Origin of the sequence: Paenibacillus sp. FSL H3-0302 (assembly GCF_037982245.1) — a bacterium.
Taxonomy (GTDB): domain Bacteria; phylum Bacillota; class Bacilli; order Paenibacillales; family Paenibacillaceae; genus Paenibacillus_AQ; species Paenibacillus_AQ odorifer.
In genome coordinates, this window is the sequence record NZ_CP150284.1 from 1,005,918 (window position 1) to 1,025,741 (window position 19,824).

The 19,824-nt window shown below is 45.0% G+C and carries 14 protein-coding genes; 9 read left to right on the forward strand and 5 right to left on the reverse strand.

Annotated features, from left to right (window positions below):
* Nucleotides 1-15 precede the first annotated feature (15 nt).
* The 3 genes from MHH50_RS04320 (at nucleotide 16) to MHH50_RS04330 (ending at nucleotide 4,099) form a co-directional block, all read left to right on the forward strand.
* Complete coding sequence (locus MHH50_RS04320; protein WP_038568824.1) at nucleotides 16-1,002, forward strand: Gfo/Idh/MocA family oxidoreductase; 987 nt, start codon at nucleotides 16-18, stop codon at nucleotides 1,000-1,002.
* A 22-nt stretch (nucleotides 1,003-1,024) separates the two neighbouring features.
* On the forward strand, nucleotides 1,025-1,900 hold the full coding sequence (locus tag MHH50_RS04325) for a radical SAM/SPASM domain-containing protein (RefSeq protein ID WP_076105414.1): 876 nt from the start codon (nucleotides 1,025-1,027) through the stop codon (nucleotides 1,898-1,900).
* Between the two features lie 129 nt (nucleotides 1,901-2,029).
* The gene (locus MHH50_RS04330) at nucleotides 2,030-4,099 is read left to right on the forward strand and encodes a class I SAM-dependent methyltransferase (RefSeq protein WP_340033991.1); all 2,070 of its coding nucleotides are present in this window, start codon (nucleotides 2,030-2,032) and stop codon (nucleotides 4,097-4,099) included.
* Nucleotides 4,100-4,198: 99 nt separating this feature from the next.
* Here MHH50_RS04330 and MHH50_RS04335 read toward each other — a convergent pair whose 3' ends face one another.
* The 3 genes from MHH50_RS04335 to MHH50_RS04345 all read right to left on the reverse strand — a co-directional run bounded on the left by MHH50_RS04335 (nucleotide 4,199) and on the right by MHH50_RS04345 (nucleotide 7,015).
* Complete coding sequence (locus MHH50_RS04335) at nucleotides 4,199-5,014, reverse strand: hypothetical protein (RefSeq protein WP_340011966.1); 816 nt, start codon at nucleotides 5,012-5,014, stop codon at nucleotides 4,199-4,201.
* A 174-nt stretch (nucleotides 5,015-5,188) separates the two neighbouring features.
* Complete coding sequence (locus tag MHH50_RS04340; protein ID WP_076129612.1) at nucleotides 5,189-6,076, reverse strand: helix-turn-helix transcriptional regulator; 888 nt, start codon at nucleotides 6,074-6,076, stop codon at nucleotides 5,189-5,191.
* A gap of 48 nt (nucleotides 6,077-6,124) precedes the next feature.
* Nucleotides 6,125-7,015 (reverse strand): AraC family transcriptional regulator, encoded by an 891-nt coding sequence (locus tag MHH50_RS04345; protein ID WP_076129611.1) that lies wholly within the window; start codon nucleotides 7,013-7,015, stop codon nucleotides 6,125-6,127.
* A gap of 128 nt (nucleotides 7,016-7,143) precedes the next feature.
* Here MHH50_RS04345 and yicI point away from each other — a divergent pair, with 128 nt between their 5' ends.
* Nucleotides 7,144-9,465 (forward strand): alpha-xylosidase, encoded by a 2,322-nt coding sequence (yicI, locus tag MHH50_RS04350; RefSeq protein WP_076129610.1) that lies wholly within the window; start codon nucleotides 7,144-7,146, stop codon nucleotides 9,463-9,465.
* Nucleotides 9,466-9,589: 124 nt separating this feature from the next.
* Nucleotides 9,590-10,759, forward strand: coding sequence for a GDSL-type esterase/lipase family protein (locus MHH50_RS04355; protein ID WP_076307168.1), 1,170 nt, complete (start codon nucleotides 9,590-9,592; stop codon nucleotides 10,757-10,759).
* Here MHH50_RS04355 and MHH50_RS04360 read toward each other — a convergent pair whose 3' ends face one another.
* Nucleotides 10,760-12,421: a helix-turn-helix domain-containing protein gene (locus MHH50_RS04360; RefSeq protein WP_076194392.1), complete on the reverse strand. Its 1,662-nt coding sequence runs from the start codon at nucleotides 12,419-12,421 to the stop codon at nucleotides 10,760-10,762. It abuts the gene before it with no gap.
* The gene (locus tag MHH50_RS04365; protein ID WP_076194393.1) at nucleotides 12,418-14,238 is read right to left on the reverse strand and encodes a sensor histidine kinase; all 1,821 of its coding nucleotides are present in this window, start codon (nucleotides 14,236-14,238) and stop codon (nucleotides 12,418-12,420) included. Before MHH50_RS04365 ends, MHH50_RS04360 begins: the two co-directional genes overlap by 4 nt.
* A 136-nt stretch (nucleotides 14,239-14,374) precedes the next feature.
* Between MHH50_RS04365 and MHH50_RS04370 the strand changes: the two genes are divergently transcribed.
* The 4 genes from MHH50_RS04370 to MHH50_RS04385 all read left to right on the forward strand — a co-directional run bounded on the left by MHH50_RS04370 (nucleotide 14,375) and on the right by MHH50_RS04385 (nucleotide 19,581).
* Entirely contained in the window at nucleotides 14,375-15,256 is an 882-nt protein-coding gene (locus MHH50_RS04370; protein WP_036680772.1) for a sugar ABC transporter permease, read from the forward strand.
* Entirely contained in the window at nucleotides 15,256-16,089 is an 834-nt protein-coding gene (locus MHH50_RS04375) for a carbohydrate ABC transporter permease (protein WP_076307170.1), read from the forward strand. Before MHH50_RS04370 ends, MHH50_RS04375 begins: the two co-directional genes overlap by 1 nt.
* Before the next feature lie 61 nt (nucleotides 16,090-16,150).
* Entirely contained in the window at nucleotides 16,151-17,452 is a 1,302-nt protein-coding gene (locus MHH50_RS04380; protein ID WP_094902687.1) for an extracellular solute-binding protein, read from the forward strand.
* Between the two features lie 137 nt (nucleotides 17,453-17,589).
* On the forward strand, nucleotides 17,590-19,581 hold the full coding sequence (locus MHH50_RS04385; RefSeq protein ID WP_076310571.1) for a beta-galactosidase: 1,992 nt from the start codon (nucleotides 17,590-17,592) through the stop codon (nucleotides 19,579-19,581).
* Nucleotides 19,582-19,824 lie beyond the last annotated feature (243 nt).

The window sequence follows — 19,824 nt, forward strand, 5'->3', positions numbered from 1 at the left end:
GGACGGGATAACATCATGACAATTCGTTTCGGGGTCATTGGAACAAACTTTATTACAGACCGCTTCGTGCAAGCCGGCTTGGAGAATGAGGAGTTTATCCTGACAGCCGTGTACTCTCGCACAATGGAGAAAGGTCAGGCCTTTGCTGCTAAATATGCGGGAGCTACAATTTATACGAATTTGGAAGATATGGTGAAAAGCAAAGATGTAGATGCTATATATATTGCCAGCCCAAATTCTATGCATGCAGAACAAGCGATTATGTGCTTAAATCACGGCAAGCATGTGCTCTGCGAGAAACCGGCTGCATCCAACAGTACGGAGCTTAAAGCTATGATTGAAGCTGCGCGCACAAATGATGTGCTACTGGTAGAGGCGATGAAATCGACCTTTATGCCGAACTTTGGAGTGATTCGTGATAATTTGTATAAACTCGGCCAAGTTCGCCGTTATTTTGCAAGTTACTGTAAGTACTCCTCCAGATATGATGCCTACCGGCAGGGGACTGTGTTAAATGCGTTTAATCCCGCTTTTTCCAATGGCTCGTTAATGGATCTTGGAGTGTACTGTTTGTATCCAATGGTAGTGCTCTTTGGCAAGCCTCAATCAGTACAGGCAGTGGGTGTCATGCTCTCGTCAGGTGTGGATGGTGAAGGAAGTCTCATTATGAAGTATGACGATATGGATGCGGTAGTTATGCACTCCAAGATTTCCGACTCCTATCTGCCAGCTGAGATTCATGGAGAGAACGGTACGATGGTGATCGACAAAATCAATGAGCCTTATCAGGTGAAAATTTACTATCGTGATGGTACAGTTGAGGAGCTTACGTTGCCTCAGGTGTTTGAACCTATGTATTATGAGGTGGAAGAATTCATCAACTTGATTAAGAATGGTGAACGGGAGAGCAGAATTAATACTCATGAGAACTCCATGGCCGCAGCAGAGATTATGGAGGAAGCCAGAGCACAGATCGGTCTCCGCTATGCCTCAGATTTATAATAAATAGAATGGGGAGCAGGACTTGAAGACTTTTAAAAAGGTTTATATTGAGATAACAAGCGTCTGCAACCTCGCCTGCAGCTTTTGTCCACAAACCGCCCGGACGAAAAATTTCATGAAGCTTGATACGTTTAATACGATATTGGATGAAATTAAACCACACAGCAATCATATTTATCTTCACGTCAAAGGGGAGCCGTTGCTGCATCCCAAGATCGGTGAACTGTTGGATGCTGCTCATGCCAAAGGGTTCAAGGTTAATATTACAACCAATGGCACGTTAATTCATAAAGCCGGACCTAAAATTCTTGGTAAGCCCGCACTGCGTCAGATGAACTTTTCTCTGCACAGCTTTGATGGGCATGAAGGGTCAGAGAACCGTGAAGGCTATCTTTCAGAGATAATTTCTTTTGTACGGGAAGCCTCAGCGCAAGGGGTTATTATTTCTTTCCGCTTGTGGAATTTGACGGAGGATAATCTGACGAATCTGGAGAGAAACCGTAACCGTGAAACCCTTGCCCTGCTGGAGGAAGCCTTCAACTTGGATTTCAAGATCGAAGAAAAGGTTATGCCTGGCAGTGGTGTCAAGATTGCCCCACGCGTCTACCTTAATCAGGATCATGAGTTCCGTTGGCCAGCGCTGAATGAGCCGGAAGATGACGGAAAAGGGTTCTGTCATGCCCTGCGGAGCCAAGCGGCAATCCTTGTGGATGGCACGGTTGTGCCATGCTGTCTGGATGGTGAAGGAGTAATTAACCTAGGCAACATCCATGAAACTCCGTTCTCAGAGATTGTAGAGGGGGAGCGGGCGAACAATTTATTCTATGGCTTCTCACGTAGAGAAGCGGTGGAGGAGCTGTGCCGCAAATGTGGGTATCGGCAGCGGTTCGGAACCTAATGATTGGAATGCAAACAGAACCGGGACATGGCTATTTCATGAGTCCTGGTTCTGTTTTTTAATTAACGGGATTGTATATATATAATAATAGGTCTTTATAGTCTCTATTTTGGAGCGAAGGAGGAGCATATGCTGAAATCACTGGAAGCCATAGCCTTATACCGTGAAGGTGTGCAAGATCATTTGGAGGATCACCTCTGGCTGAAGCTTATTGTCCAAGCGGAGGAGCAGATTGTAAATTTGGAACGTGTGGAATCTCTGGAGGAGCTGGATCGCAGGAATCCCGTACTGGACTATGTGGAACGTAGCTTGCAGATTCTGGACCAACTTCCCCGGTCTATTTGGATAAAAGAGCTGGTGGAAGAAACGTTAATTTGGTCAGAAACGGCTAAGGGAGGTACAGCAAAGGAGCGGCTGGTTTGGCAGGAGGAAGGGATCAATTGTTTTGTACATAATTTAGGTTCCGCACAGTTATATGAGAGATATTTAGGGAAGGCTGTCTCCGAGAAAGGTACGATGATTCAGCGGCTTATTGAGACTCATGGACTTATAGGACAGCAAATTCGCGGAGAAGTGCCGCCGGAAGTCAATAAGCCACTCCATGATATAGTGGAAGATCAGCTGCTGACCGCGGAGGAACTGGAACGCCTGCTGACCGTGCTCAATCATTGCATCATCGGAGCTGTGTCTCCCGAGTTATGGCAGAATGTGCAGCATGAAGTGAAGCAGCTTATTGAGCTGATTTCTTCAGGCAATCTTGCTAGTCCTATGCCGATGAAGGAACGACTGCGCAGAATGCGGCTGGGTCCGATCTCTAGAGGAGAGGATTTCACTACGGAATGGGCTAAGCTGACGCAGGAAGGTTTCCATGCTGAACGGTTGGTGTCATTAAGTAAGATTACCTTCTGGTATGTAGAATCTGCACTACAGACCTTTTCGCTGGAGCAATTTCTGAAGGTGATGGTGCTTGCTGCCCAGAGGGCGCAGAATGAATCCTTAAGCCATATCAGCTTCGAGCATGTCATGAACAGCATTTACTACGATTACAAGGGTGTTAAGAAGACCAATGTTTATAAGAAGCGGATTATCGAAAAATATTTAGCGGAGCTTACATGGAAGGATATCGAGCAAGGGACTTTGCCTGCTGAGAACCCTCACCTACTCTTGCGGCAATATTCTAAGGAACATCTGCCAGACACGGTATTTTTTCAATTCCAATTCTCGGCAGCGGCAGAGAAGCTGATCGAATTTTGTATGGAAGCTGAAAAATCACCCTTGTATGAACGTGCTGTATTGCTGTTATTCGATCTATTCGAGCTGCGCAGGGATGCTTTTGACCGTTTTCATAATGAAGATACCTACTTAAGCCAAATGAATAATACAGCAGATTATAAAGCTGTAATTCTAGATCATGTCACTGGACAAAAAGTGCTGGATATCGGTCCGGGCGGCGGTGTGCTGCTGGATTTACTGGAAGAGCGTATGCCCGAGGTTACTCCTATCGGCATTGATATATCAAGCAATGTAGTGGAAGCCTTGCGACAACGCAAGCAGCGGGAAGGTCGCCACTGGGAGGTGCTGCAGGGAGATGCGTTGAACCTTAAAGATTTCGTGGAGGCCGGAACGGTGGACACGGTAATTTTCTCTTCGATTTTGCATGAGCTATATTCTTATGTGCCGCTAAATGGTAATAAGTTCAATCACGACACCGTCTCCGCAGCTCTGCGAAGTGCCTTTGCTGTATTGTCAGCTGGCGGGGTTATCATTATCCGCGATGGGATCATGACTGAACCTGCATCATTGCTGCGGAGAGTTCGCTTTCTGGAAGAGGATGGTCTGGTGTGGCTGGAGCGTTATGCGAAGGATTTTGCTGGACGTCAGATTCAGTTTCAGAGATTAGGGGAACAAGAAGTGCTCATACCCGTTAATGATGCCATGGAATTTTTATATACTTATACCTGGGGCGAAGAGGCTTATATTCACGAAGTCCAAGAACAGTTTGGTTATTTCACCCCTACGGAGTTTGCCTCATTTATTGAACAGATTTTAGGAGAGCAGGCAAAGATTGAGGTCTTCCGGCATTACTTGCAAGAAGGTTATACCGAAGCTCTGCGTGATAGAGTAAGGTTCATGGATGAGAGCGGACAGGAAGTGGCGCTGCCGGACAGCACCTGCTTTATTGTGATTCGGAAGGAATAGCCGAAAAATACATCAGCTGCATCTAAAAAAAAGCAATCGGCAGACCCTCTGATGCGGAGGAGATCCGATTGCTTTTTTATATAGAGATTCGTGCCCTTGTTAGATTAGTACTTCTAGCTGCGACTTATCAGATTCTTCGGCTAAACGTTGAATTTCTTGATAGGTAGCTAATTGTTCTGTCCGCTCATTGGTGTTCTCTTCAGAAGGTTTAATTTCTGTTGAACCTGCTTTATCGATCTGATCTTTAATTTTATCTCCCGTGTCTTTCATGGCATCGCCTAACGTTTCGTTCATTTCCGATAGTTTAGTTTCGATTTTGGATAACTGCTCCCGTTTGGCTGTTGCGGAATGAGTAGAACGAGCCTCATCCAGCTCTATTTCCTTGGTCAGAACTTTTGCCTCGCCACGCATCTTAGTGTGGGTAGAAGAAACTACCTCCATTTGGCTAACATCTTGGCTTACTGAAACAATCGTATTCAATCTTTCGTTCTGTATCTCTTGCTCGGTTTTAGGTTCATCCTTTGGATTAGCTTTTTGAGCATCTTCTAAGTTCTTTTGTTGCTCTTCGAAGCTGTATTTTGCAATTTGTTGGTCAATCGTTTGGAGCTGCTTGTCGAACTCCTTAAGTTGATCTTGAATAGATTCGAGATTATGTGAACTTTTGGTAGTTCTTTCAATCAGACTGTTCTTACTGTCGATGATATTTTGTTTTTGTTTAAGCAGGGAGTTAACCATTCCGTCCATTTTGGATTGATTTTGAAAAGCAGCCTTTGCAGATTTACTTATTGATAATTTATCTCCATTACCATTACCACTAGTATTGCTGTTTGATTTCATAGTTTTATCATTAGTTTGGTGACTAACAGATACATTAAACCTCGTTCCCATAGATGCGGTCATATTCGTTATGTGCATGGTTCATTATCCTCCTACGACGATAAGATCTATCTATAATATATCGGTAAATCAGCAGCAATACTTAATAAGGAGAGCTGTTAGCCGCAGCGTTGTTTGATGGACGCTTAACAGCTTCTTTGTCCAAACTATCCCGGAAGAGGAAGATATTTTCGATTCCAGGCTTTGTAATGTCTATTTACCGGTGAATTTTTGTCGAAAGTTAGAGGGAGAAATGCCTTCTTTCTTGGAGAAGCAGGAAGAGTAGTAAGTAATATGATGGAAGCCAACCTCTTCAGCGATGCGGGCAATGGACCAGGAAGTTTGAATTAACAGCCGTTTGGATTGTTCTAGACGATAGGACAGGAGATAGGCCATAGGGGTCACACCGTATATTTTTAGCATGTTTTTGGCGAGATAGTTGGGATGATAGTTAAGTTCTTTTTGAAGTAAGGAGTTAGAGACATCACGAGTATAATTTTGCCGAATGAACAATTCAATCTTCTCGGCAAGATGAATGGCGGTTGCATCGGATGCCTCGGCCAGATCACGGTCCAAGAATTGCAGGAACTGTTGAAAGGAGGCTTGGCGCTTCCAGTTGCGCATCGACTGGGGTTCTTGTTCCAGATGGAAAAAGAACTCTAATACCTCCATTGCCTTCTCTGATATTTCCGTATACTTCGGAATAAAGATCGAGCATACATCGCAGTGATTTAAATAAGCTTTTTGTTTATGGCTTTCGATGAGCTCGCTCTGATTCTCCAGACATTCGTTCATATCCTGACACTCGATCCAGCTGCCGAAGGTCTGGAAATGAATCCAGATGATTTCTGTTTCGATAGGACAAGGGGCAAAACCATAGTGATGGGCATCTGGACGAAGGATGAGGAATTCTCCTTCCTTTAGCTCCCAGTGCACCTCGTTCTCGGCGATGGGCAACATCCCCTTTTTAACAATGATTAGATCAAATACGCCGATGCAATTACGACTGATATGATAGTCTCCAGCATTGTAGTGAGCACGACCACAGTCTATGAAATAAGGAATAGGCGGTGTGATAAAGCTAAGAATCGGTGAGTTCATCGCGAGCCTCCAATTGGAATCCATCGTTTTTTTATGATGTAGATGAAACTAGCCTGCACCTTTCCTGAACTCCGAAGGCGAGCATTTCATCGCTTTACGGAAAACCTTTATGAAATAGCTTACATTATCAAATCCGACCTCGAATGCGATGTCGGATATTTTTCTTTCACTTTGTTGCAGCAGATCGGCAGCCTGGCGAATCCGGTATGAGTTGATGTAATCGACTGGCGTTTTACGAGTCATCATTTTGAAGAAGCGGCAGAATTGCCCCTCGCTCATGGGAATAAGCTCTGATAGATCACGGGTACGTATCGGTTCCTGATAGTTATCTTGGATATAAAGGATCACCTTTTTAAGGCGGTTAATTTTGGTGGTATCAGCATCATCCGATTGGCTGCGGTTCTCAAATCGGCCCTCTGCGGTAATCTTGGAAAGCATGATTAGCAAAGTTCCTTTCATAAAGGTCTCAAATCCGGGCATTTTATTAGCGTATGCCTCCATCATTTGCTCCAGATGATGAAGCAGCTCCTGCTGCCAAGGGACATCTGGTGTAATATGTCTCGGAAAGCTCTGGCGCTTCTCTTGCAGTGGCAAAATCGCGTTTTGCTGGATCGTATCGTACTGGGCGCTAGCCAAAAGATCAGGCAGAAATACAAGCGCACAGAATTTGCAGGGGGTGTCTTCGTTCAGCACATAGGCGGCGTGTATATCGCCAGATTCGATAAATACCGCTTCGCCCGCGCGGAGTGGAAAATATTCTGTGTCTACTTGGAACAGAATTTCTCCTTCTAGCAGCATAAAGAACTCCGCTTCTTCATGCCAATGTGTATCGAGTACATGCGTTCCGGATGGAAGTTCTATCCAATAAGCTGCGAGTGGAAACATACTATCTCCATGAACTCTGTTTTCTTTTAGCAAACTCTGAGTTGTACGGTCCATATAAAGGCCTCTTTTCTTAGAAAAACATCAAAATAGTGTTATAAATGAGCTATATAGTATTAGTTTTGTTCATTTTTTATCGGTATAATGCAACTATAAACACCAAATTGAAAGGTGGCAAGTACACAATGAAATTTACTGATGGTCTCTGGCTGGTTCGTGAAGGTATCACGATTAACGGCGCAGTTCAAAATTATGTTGTAGAAAAGACTCCCGAAGGATTAACAGCAATTACACAAACGACTCCAATCACAGGGCGCGCAGCAACGCTGAATTCAACCCTGCTTACTGTAAAATTCCATTCTCCGCTTCCAGGCGTGGTAGGCATTAAAATTATTCATCATGATGGTGTACAGGAACGTGGTCCGGTTTTCGAACTGACTAAAGGTACTGGCGATCATGTGAAGATTGAAGAAACGGATCTCGAAACCGTGCTGATCAGCGGCGGACTTCGTGTAGTGATTCGCAAAGGCGAACAATGGGCGGTGGATTTCTATCGCGGCGAAGAACGTATTACAGGCAGTGGCTTTAAATCCATGGCTTACATCACCGACCAAGACGGTAACACGTACATGCGTGATGAGCTGGATCTCGGCGTAGGCGAATTCGTATATGGTCTGGGCGAACGTTTTACCGCTTTCGTGAAAAATGGACAAACCGTTGATATCTGGAACAAAGACGGCGGCACTAGCTCTGAGCAAGCTTACAAAAACATTCCTTTCTACGTATCAAGCAAAGGTTATGGCGTATTCGTGAATCATCCGGAATTGGTTTCCTATGAAATCGCTTCAGAAAAAGTGAAAAAAGCCCAATTCAGCGTAGCTGGAGAAAGCTTGGAATACTTTGTGATTGATGGACCTACCATTAAAGACGTTATTAGCAACTATACTGCTCTTACTGGTAAACCAGCGCTTCCACCAGCATGGACTTTTGGCTTGTGGCTGACAACTTCGTTCACTACCAACTATGATGAAGAGACTGTAAATTCCTTCGTAGAAGGTATGGCAGAACGTGATCTGCCGCTGCATGTATTCCACTTTGACTGCTTCTGGATGCGTGAGTATCAATGGACTGATTTTGAATGGGATAAACGTGTATTCCCAGATCCAGAGGGCATGCTGAAACGCCTGAAGGAAAAAGGTCTGAAGATCTGCGTATGGATCAACTCTTATATTGGTCAACGTTCACGCTTGTTTGAAGAAGGCAAGAAAAACGGCTACCTGATCAAAAAGCCTAACGGCGATGTTTATCAATGTGACCTGTGGCAAGCGGGTATGGGACTGGTGGATTTCACTAACCCTGCGGCTTGTGAATGGTATGCCGGCTACCTGCGTGATTTGGTAGATATGGGCGTAGACAGCTTCAAGACAGACTTCGGTGAGCGGATTCCTACAGATGTAGTTTATTTCGACGGATCTGATCCGATGAAAATGCACAACTACTACACTCAACTGTACAACAAAGTTGTATTTGAAGTATTGGAAGAGAAGCTTGGTAAGAATGAGGCAGCATTGTTCGCACGTTCTGCAACTGCTGGCGGCCAACAATTCCCAGTTCACTGGGGCGGAGATTGCTACGCAGATTATGAATCCATGGCAGAAAGCCTTCGCGGCGGTTTGTCTCTGGGCTTGTCCGGTTTCGGTTTCTGGAGTCACGATATCGGTGGTTTCGAGAACACTGCTCCGGCACATGTATTTAAACGCTGGTTAGCTTTTGGACTGTTGTCCAGCCACAGCCGTCTGCACGGCAGCACTTCGTACCGTGTGCCTTGGGCGTACGATGATGAAGCTTGTGATGTTACCCGCTTCTTCACGAAGCTTAAATGCAGCTTGATGCCTTACCTGTATGATGTGGCTGGGCAGGCTGCAGAGCATGGCTGGGCTTCTATGCGGGCGATGGTTATGGAATTCCCGGAAGATCCAACATGCGAAGTGCTCGATCGCCAATACATGCTGGGTGATTCCTTGCTCGTAGCGCCTATTTTCCAAGAAAACGGCGAAGTGAAATACTATCTGCCAGCAGGTCGCTGGACTCACCTGTTATCTGGTGAAACTGTACAAGGCGGATCATGGCGCAAAGAGAAATATGATTTCTTCAGCCTGCCACTGTTCGTTCGTCAGAACTCCTTGCTGGCAATCGGCAGCATCGACAACAAACCGGATTATGACTTTGCGGATGGCGTGAAATTTGGCCTGTATTCACTTGAAGAAGGTACTACTACTTCTGCAACCGTACGTGATCTTAAAGGTGCTCCTGAATTGACTGTGAAGGCTGCCCGCAAAGGCAACAGCGTAACAGTTACTGCAGAAGGCAGCGGTAAAGAATTTTCGCTTTCCCTTAAAGATCTGGGAGCTATCGCTTCCGTAGAAGGTGCAGAGCAAGTGGATGAGACTACAGTGAAAGTAAACGCAGGTGCAAAATCTGTATCGTTTACCATTACACTGAAATAAGATGATTTCTTAAAGCATATTGATATAGCCATAACCTCTCTTGTAGACTGGGTGAACGATCCGTTCCCTGGTTTATAGGAGAGGTTTTAGTGTTACAATCTTAACTAATAACGGGGGAAACGTTATGAATACTAATTTAATTAAGGGAAGTGGAGTTTTGAATCAGACGGACTATACCTCTGCTACGGTTCTTTCAACCGCCGCTAATTTTATTATGAATAGGCAAGAACCTTTTACACATACCTTTCGGACTTATATTCGTTTACGGGAAAACGGCCCGGTGCAGCTGAAATTTTGGCATAGCAATGCGGTGGATTCCACCTGGGACCAAGGGCTTGAAGCTTCGGGCAGTGAACCTGGGGGCAGTTGGGTGATTGAATCGGCTTTTATCGCGGATGGAGGCACTGAGCCAAACGGAGCTATTATTGAGCATACACAACATGCTGTCACTTTTGAAGGCAATGTCTCCAAGTCAGTTGCGGCCGGTGAATGCTTCTGGAGTGATGAGACAAGCATCAATCTACCTGATGGCCATTACTTAGCGTTTACATGGACGATTAAGACAACTACTGCGGGCAAATCCATTCCTTTCAACGTAGAAGGGATGCTGGCAACCGCTTATGATGCGCCCGGAAATCTGGCTGCACAGGAATCAGCCGATGGGTTTACAGAATCTGACAATCTTTTGGTACTGCCAAGCTATATCGGATATAAGAAAGCTGTGAATAAGAAGCTAGTATTTTTGGGAGATTCGATTACTCAAGGTGTGCGGACATTAAAGGACGGATACGAATATTGGGCAGCGAGAATTGCGGATGGTCTTGGTGCAGAGATTGGTGTATGGAATCTCGGCTCAGGCTGGGCTAGAGCGTATGATGTAGCTGCGGATGGCCCTTGGCTTCACAAAGCTAAACAGAGTGATGAACTGATGATTGTCCTCGGCGTAAATGATATTGATATTGGCTGCCGCTCTGCAGATGAGTTACTTGGTGATCTGACAACTATTATTGCTAAGATCAAAACAGCAAATGCTGATGCTAGTATTATTCTAAGTACGGTGCCGCCGTTTAATTTTCAGGAGGCAAGAGAAGAGACTTGGCGTAGAGTGAATCATGAAATCCTGACTAACCCACCCGCTGGAGTAGACCGTGTGTTTGATATAGCAAGCCTATTATCGTTGCCTGCACCAGACGATCACCGGATCAGACCGGAATATATGAGTGGACAAGACGACCCGCATCCGAACGGCATAGCCGGTAAGACGGTTGCGGACGCCTTTTTAAACTGGTATTGATTAACTCTTAAATGTGTCCCGGTAGTCCTTAGGTGAAGATCCAACCTGCTTCTTAAACACTTTGCTGAAATATTTAACATCATGAAAACCGACCATTTCGGAGATTTGGGCCAGCTTCAGACGAGGATTCTGCAATAGTAGTTTAGCTTTATCTATTCGGATATTAACAATAAAGTCGGAGAAGTTAATCCCGTATTCCTGTTTGAATCGGCGGGAAATATATTCACGGCTAACAAAAAACTTTCCGGCCACTTCCTGTAAGGACAGGTCGGAAGCGTAATTAAGCTCGATGTATTTGACGATATCATGCATCGGATTACGTTCTTTAGCTTGTTTCAGGGCGATTACTTCGGCCAGCTCCTGCATTAGGGTATACGACCAGTCACGCCAAGCGAATAAGGAGAACGAGTAACCGTTCGTATAAGGAGCTGGGTGAAGCTGGTCGGCCTGTTCAAGCTCGGCCAGTGCGCCTTCAGCTTCAGGGCCTAACATTTCCCGTACCAGCTGGGAACGAAATAGTAGAGCATCATTTTTCCATGAGTTTAGGATTTCTGGTGTCACAACTCCTCCTCGGCTAAGCTCATCTACCCAGTGCTGCGCAGCTGTTGATAATATCTCTGGACTTCCGCTGATGACTGCCATTTTCCAATCTTCCTTGACGTCAGCAAAGTTCGTTGTTGATACATTACCGCGAACCTCTGCTTTGGCGATCTCTTTACGATCTCTGAATTCTTCGGAGGAAGAGGAGAAATGGCAGTAATCCTCATGAATTAATAAGTTTCGGCGTTGTAAGGCCTCTGCCACCTCTGCACGCTGATAAGGTAACTGCTTAGGTAAGTTGCCGATGCTGCTGATTCCAAAATGCATTCGGACCTGCAAGGTAGAGTAGATGCCATGATTGATTCTGCCTATTAGCTCGACCACAGAGGGTTGAATATCCCACAGAATAATCGCAATCTCCGGAGGACCTCCCCAATAACGAAAAGCAACACCCTTAAGCGGACTGTGCAAAAATTCATTACAAATATTGACGATAGCGTAGTTCATTAGCTCGGTGTCTCCGCCAAAACGTTTAATCAACGGATTGTTACCCGCATCTGTCTGCACCAATATTAACCGAGCGGAATGGATGTTTTCCGGAATGATACCATCACTGCATAACCTCCGCAAAGATAAATCAGAATTGATCGGATCATCAATTAGTGCAGATAATAGCTTTTCCCCATAAATGGGCTTGAACTCATTAAGCTGAATACTCTGTTTCTGCCGTTCGCTTCGGTCGTCTTCTTCTGAGCGCCAGGCTGCAACTGCTTTAGCTACCGCTACATTGATTGCCTCGGCTTCGATAGGTTTCAGGATATAATCAATACCCCCATGCCGCACAGTCTGCCGTACGAACTCAAAATCATTATGTCCGCTGACTACAATAAACTTAGTGTTGCCGGCGAATTCGTTCACCCAGGTCATTAACTCTATCCCATTACCTGATTCCATCATCATATCCATAATGACTAATGCTGGTTTAGCCTGCCGGATGATCTCGATGGCTTCATTTCCATTTCCGGCTTCCAGAATTTCATCTATTTGATGGGCGTCCCAGTCGACAAGCAGTCTGACTGCCTTTCTAACTCTTGCCTCGTCATCAACAATCAACGCCTTCATATCTTTTCACGCTCCGCTATAATTTCAATTTCCAATTTCACTACTACTCCGCCTGCTCTAAGGTTATCCACAGTTAAAGTGGCACTATCTCCGCACACAAACTTGAGTCGAGCCAGAACGTTCGGCAGACCAATACCTGATCCTGTAGCTTCCTTGGTTTGCTCTGTATTTCTTAATAAATCTATATCTGTTCTAGTAGGATGCTGTAGCTTCTGCTTTAAAAGATCTAACTTCGCTGAAGGGATCGCATTTCCGTTATTTTGGATACAGATTTCCATCCGGTTGTCATCCACTCTTGCTGCGGTGATTTCAATGAATCCGTCACTGCGGGAAAGATTAAAGCCGTGTTTGAAATAATTTTCTACAATAGGCTGTAAAATCATTTTCGGCATAAACGTCTCTAAAAGTGATTCCTCCATATCGTAGCGGAAACTGAACTTATTTTCAAAACGTTCCTTTTGCAGTTCAATGTAGGCTTTGACATGATCCAGCTCATCCTTAACAGTTACGATCTTCTCCTCATTGTACATGCTGTAGCGCATCATTTTGGCTAGAGCTGAAAGAAGTGAGTAAATTTGGGGCACTTTAAGCTCTAAGGCCAGCGTGCCAATGATCTGTAACGTGTTATTCAGAAAATGCGGGTTGATTTGTGCCTGCAGTGCCCGCAGTTCATTGGTCTTATTGGACAATTCCAGCTTGTACTCTCTTAAAATCAGGTTGTTGATCGTGTCCATCATACTGCGGAATCGCTCGGTAACCACGCCAATCTCATCTTTGCCCATAGGTTGAATTTCAACATCAAGATTACCGGTCTGCACCTGATTCATGTAACGAGTCAACTGCTTGATAGGAGCCGTGATTCGAAAAGAGATCAGGGTCGTTAACGTGGCAATTGTAATCAAAAGTAGAACAAGGAGGAATATATTAATCGCTGCCGCCTCATTGGCTTCCCGGAAAAGATAGGACGTAGGAATCTGCTTCACGAGGGTCCAATTTAAACCTTGGGTTTCGATTCTTTGGTAAATAAACACAGCATCTTCCTCTTCAAAATACCCTTGCGAGCTTTGATTCGTGGCGATTTGCTTGTTATACCAAGAAGCGTGTAGGCGCTTGCCGTATTCCTCACTGTTGCTTCCGTATACAATCCTGCCATCGCCATCCAGCAGCCAAATGTTCTCCTGCTTCTGATCATATAACTGGCTGACGATGTCGGTAAGAGCCGTTAGCTTAACATCGATCGACAGGAAGCCGAGTGGGGTGGTAGTGGGAATCCTTTCAATTCGTCTATGCAATGTGAACACAGGCTCCGGTATGAGTTGCGGGATAGGTGAAGTTAGGCCATAGCTGTGACTTATATGTGTACTTTGTATAAACACAGGAGAACTGCTAGTGATCTCTGAGTCGGCATAAGGGGGGATACCCTGCCAACGTTTGGGTGTATTTTGGGTGAGCAAAGTGGCTTTTCTATCCTTGACACCGTAAAGATACACCTGGGATATATCTGGCATGGATGAAGAAATGTAATTTAGAGAAGAATAAATTCGTGTATTTGCTGCCATATCCTCGTATCCCGCTTCGAGCAATCTGTAGAAATCTGAATCTGAATAGACGATAAGGGAGAGACGATTGATCTCCTGAATCAGACTTTCGATGTTTCTATTGCCTTGAAAGAGGAGGTTCGTATTCTCATCTACTGCCCTTGTTCTTAGGGATTGAGTGCTATAGTGATAGCTAATAAACATGGTGGCCATAATACAGATTAACGTTGGCAGTAGGATAAAAACGATCAATTTTGTGCGAATCGTGTTCCATTTCATCGAAATTTGTCACATCCGATCAATATTTTACACCTGAAAGATCACTTTAGTAGGTGTGAGGTACCCTGAAAAAAACAGATAATATGTGTATAAAGCATAAACAAGTAAGTGAGCAAAAGAAAGGGGGGGGCAATAAATGCGCGGCACTAAGTTGTCCCAGTTAGGTCAACAGCTTTTTTTCGTTGGTCCGGCAGTTTTGTTTTTTACCTTAATAACGATTATCCCATTTTTGATGGGGATGTATTACTCTTTCACAGATTGGAACGGTGTATCCGGTAATGTAAGTTGGGTCGGATTTCAAAACTTTTCCACTATTTTCTCAAATGACCCTGACTTCTGGTCTTCCTTTTGGTTCACGGTAAGATTTACGGTGTTAGGTGTGATTTTGACTAACGTGGTAGGCTTCTTCTTAGCTTATCTGTTAACTAAACCTTTAAAGACACGTAACATGCTTCGGACTATTTTCTTTATGCCGAACGTTATCGGGGGATTGTTGCTTGGTTTCATCTGGCAATTTATCTTCATTAAAGGGTTCGCCACTATGGGTGACCTGACAGGATGGTCCTTCTTTAATCTTCCTTGGCTCGGTGATGCCACAACAGGATTCTGGGCGATTGTAATGGTCTTTGTTTGGCAGTCTTCCGGTTATCTAATGGTTATCTACATTGCCTCGTTGAGTAACGTATCTAAAGAAGTACTAGAAGCGGCTGATATTGATGGTGCTTCCCGTTGGCAGGTGCTACGCAATATCGTAGTTCCGCTAATTATGCCTGCTGTAACTATCGGATTATTCTTGGCCATTTCCTGGTCATTCAAAATGTTTGACCTTAACTTGTCCTTGACGAAGGGCGGACCGTTCAAATCGACGGAATCCGTTGCTATGAATATTTACAATGAAGCTTTCCTGAACAATCGTTACGGGCTGGGTACTGCAAAAGCGCTGCTGTTCTTTGTAATTGTAGCCATCATTACTCTGATTCAGGTCCGTATCACGAAGAGCAAGGAGGTTGAAGCGTAATGAAACCTACGGAAAAAAAGAGATGGAATATTGGTACGGAAGTGATAATGATCCTTCTGGCGCTGCTCTTTCTCTCTCCATTCTATTTCTTGCTCGCAAACTCGGTGAAATCCTTCGGTGAAATTCTGAGTGATGCGGCAAGCTGGCCAAAACTATTTATGTGGTCGAACTATTCAACCGCTTGGAAATTAGCCCGTTTCGGTGAAGCATTCCGAAACTCGGTTATTATCACAGTGATCAGTGTTATTCTAATCTCTCTGTTCAGTGCGATGGCATCCTATCGTATGGTTCGGGCGAATACGAAATTCAATCAGTTCTTGCTGCTTATCTTTGTAGCAGCAATGGTAGTTCCGTTCCAAACGATTATGATTCCTATTCTGAAGGTCGTAAATGTTATTGGAGTAAACAACTCTTTCCTTGGTTTGATTATCACGAATCTAGGAATCAGTGTTCCGATGGCGATCTTCCTGTTCCACGGCTTTATCAAGTCCGTTCCTCTTGAAATTGAAGAGGCGGCTACAGTAGATGGATGTAATCCTATTACCGTGTTCTTCCGTATTGTGCTTCCTTTGCTGAAGCCAATGGTGATGACAACAATCGTGCTAAACGCACTTGGAATATGGAATGACTATCTGTTGCCATCCTTGATTCTTCAGGCACCAGAGCTTCGGACCATTCCACTAGCGACTTTCTCCTTCTTTGGTCAATATACCAAACAATGGGATATGGCACTTCCGGCTCTCGTAATCGGGGTCGCACCAATTATCATTTTCTACCTGTTTATGCAACGTTACATTGTTGAGGGAATAGCGGCTGGCTCGGTGAAAGGTTAACACCGAGCCCTCCGTTCCAAATATTTTTTAAGCAGTCCACTATTTTAAGGGGGAATATATAATGAAGAAGAAACACTCCGCAGTTGCTCTATCAGCAGTAATGGCAATGAGTTTAGCTCTAACGGCATGTGGTGGTAATAATAACGCTTCTAGTAACTCACAAAATGGAAGCGCTGGCACAAATTCAGGTGAAGTGAAGACCGTTAAGATCTTCCAATTCAAAACTGAAATCGTAGAAGGCCTCAATGAGCTTAAGGTAGAATTCGAAAAAGAATACCCTAACATCAAGCTGGATATCCAAACAGTTGGTGGTGGTGCGGACTACGCAGCAGCATTGAAAACTAAATTCGCTTCCGGCGATGCGCCTGATATTTTCTCCAATGGTGGATATGCAGAAATGGAACTTTGGGGAGACAAGATGGAAGATCTGTCCGACCAACCTTGGGTAAAAGATCTGATTCCTATGGCTGCAGAGCCTATGACTAAAGATGGCAAAGTATACGGTATGGCAATGAACCTTGAGGGTATCGGTATTGTGTATAACAAGGACTTGTTCGCTAAAGCGGGAATCACTGAAACTCCAAAAACATTGTCACAGCTTGAAGAAGCGGCTAAAAAGCTGCAAGCTATCGACGTAACTCCTTTTGGTAATGCATATCAGGAATGGTGGCTGCTAGGTAACCAAGGGATCAGCGTAGCCTTTGCACAACAAGATAATGTAGATGAATTCATCAAAGGTTTGAATGAAGGAACTGGTACAATTGTAGGCAATAAAACGTTTGAAGAGTGGAGCAAGTATCTCAAACTGACTTTACAATACGGACAAAAGAATCCTTTGACCACAGATGCTAACACTCACCTGGCAATGTTCGCAAAAGGCGAAACTGCAATGATGCAAGAAGGTAACTGGGCACAAACTCTTGTTGATAACATCACTCCTGATATGAACATTGGTATGTTCCCTATGCCAATCAATGAAGATGCTGAGAAGAATGACAAAATGACTGTTGGTATCCCTGCGAACCTTGTAGTCAACAAAGAATCCGGTTCTAAAGAAGAAGCAAAAACGTTCTTGAACTGGTTGGTAACTTCCGATATGGGTAAAGAGTACATCGTTAAAAAATGGAAATTCATCCCTGCTTTGTCCACAATCGAAGCAACACCTGAAGACATCGGTATGCTTGGAGCAGACGTATGGAACTATGTAAAAGAAAACAAAGTTTATGGCCTGCAATCCTCCAAATTCCCTGATGGTGTAACGCAAGAATTTGCCAGCGTGATTCAACAGTTCATTGCTGACAAGGTTGACGTTAACGGTTGGATGACTGGTATGCAAGCTGCATGGGACAAGCTTAAAAAATAAGTAAAGCACATTATAGAGAAGATTTAATGGATATTAGTGGTTAACAGAAGCGCTCTCCGTATACCTCATCAATTTGAGACGGGGAGCGCTTTTTTTGGGAAACAGGGCTGATTATCAAGGGATGGGGAGAAGCGCCAATGAAACGATATGATCATGTTCAGATGGGTGTGGACTATTACCCGGAGCATTGGGATGAATCCATGTGGGAACCAGATATCAAGTTGATGAAAGAAACAGGTGTTAAAGTAGTCCGGGTTGCTGAGTTCGCATGGAGCCGACTGGAGCCAACTGAGGGGAATTACCAGTTTGAGTGGCTGGACCGTGCGCTGGACCTTTTTCATCAATATGATCTGCAGGTTGTGATGGGTACGCCAACAGCTACACCGCCAAGATGGTTAACGACGAAATTTCCGGATGTGCTTCCGGTGTTTGCTAATGGAGAGATTTTTCACCCGGGGGTACGTGGACACCGCTGCTATAACAGCACATCGCTGCGTGAGTATGGCAGCCGTATTATTCTGCGTCTTGCCGAACGTTACAGTGAACACCCGGCCGTCATAGGCTGGCAGACTGATAATGAATTTGGCATGTTGGATTGTCATTGTGACGCTTGTAATACTGCTTTTCGAGCATGGGTACAAGCTAAATACGGAACACTGGCTGAGGTCAATGCAGAATGGGGAACCGTTGTTTGGAGCGGGGAGTACAGCGATTGGAATGAGCTTACCGTGCCGTTGGGCGGATCACCTCATCAGAATCCATCTTTTCTGCTGGACTTTCAGCGGTTTCAGTGGGATTCGGTGGTAGCGTTTCAGACAGCGCAGATCAATATTTTGCGTATGATTTGTCCAGAGCATTTCATAACCCATAACTTTCACAGCTATCCGCAGCGTCTCGATATGTACGCAGTGGGTGCAGATCTGGACGTGGCTGCGTTTGATTATTATCCGAATACTTCGCCAACCAAACAAGAGACAACGCCTTATAGCGGAGCACTTTCATTGGACGTAACCCGTGGCATCAAACGCCAAAACTTCTGGATCATGGAGCAGCTGAGTGGATCTCCGGGTTGTTGGATGCCGATGTGGCGAACCCCTTATCCGGGACTGATTCGTGCCTATGCATGGCAGGCGATTGCTAGAGGTGCGGATACTGTTGTTCATTTTCGCTGGAGAAGTGCAACTTCAGGAGCAGAACAATTCTGGCACGGGCTGATTGATCACAGCAATGTTCCCGGACGCAGATTAGCGGAGTTCACGCAGCTATGTCATGAGGTTAATGGGCTGAGCGGCAAGCTCCAAGGAACGATGCTGAAAAACGAAGTGGCTATCCTCCATTCTCATGAAGAGAAGGCTGCGCTGGATATTCAGCCGCAGGCAGAGGGCTTTGATTATTATGAGAACATTAAGCAGATTCACCGGGCGGTGACCAAGCTTGGCATGGGCTGCGATGTTATCGACCTCAGACAACCGCTTGATGGATACAAAGTAGTAATCGCTCCAAATTTATATTTGCTGGATGAGGAGATCGTACGTAATCTGGAGGATTTTGCCCTCGCTGGCGGGACCTTACTGATCACCAACCGTAGTGGCGTCAAAAATATAAACAACATCGCAGTCATGCAACCGCTGCCTGGGCAGCTTAGCTATTGTACCGGCGTTGAAGTGCTGGAGTATGATCCGATTGGCGTTGAAACACATGTCATCGTGGATGCGGAGGGTAATCCATATGAATGTACGCAGTGGTGCGACATCCTCCGACCTGTAGTGGCTCAGCCAATTGCCTGGTATGGTGATGATTTCTATCGCGGCACACCCGCTATAACTGTTAATTCCTTCGGCAAAGGTCAGGTTTATTACTTTGGAACCCATGCGGAAGAGCAATACTGGTCAGTTCTATTGGAGAACCTGGCTAAGGAAAAAGGGTTGTTATGCTTTGAAGGATTGCCAAACGGAGTACATGCCTCCGTGCGGACTGGAGATCAGGGAAGCTTCTTGTTCCTGCTTAATCTGAGCCGCGAGTCGGTGATCGTTCCGTTGCCACGAGAATACAGCAGCCTGCTGGATAATAAGATTCGATCGGGAGAGCTCCAGCTCGAGCCGTATGGCGTTGAGGTGCTGGAGATTTGAGTGGTTTTGAGTAAAGAGATTTTGGAGTGGGTTTGGAAGTGTGGCAGGAGAGGGGAAAGTGGAGAGGGGAATGTGTGGAGTAGGGTGAAGTGAAGGTTGGTGAAGATGGAGTGGGGGATGTGTGGAGTAGGGTGAAGTGAAGGTTGGTGAAGAGCGGTGTAGGGGAATGTGTGGGGTAGGAATAGTGAAGTAAGTGGAAGTGTGGAGTAAAAAATGAGTGGAGTAGGGCATGCAGAAACTTCA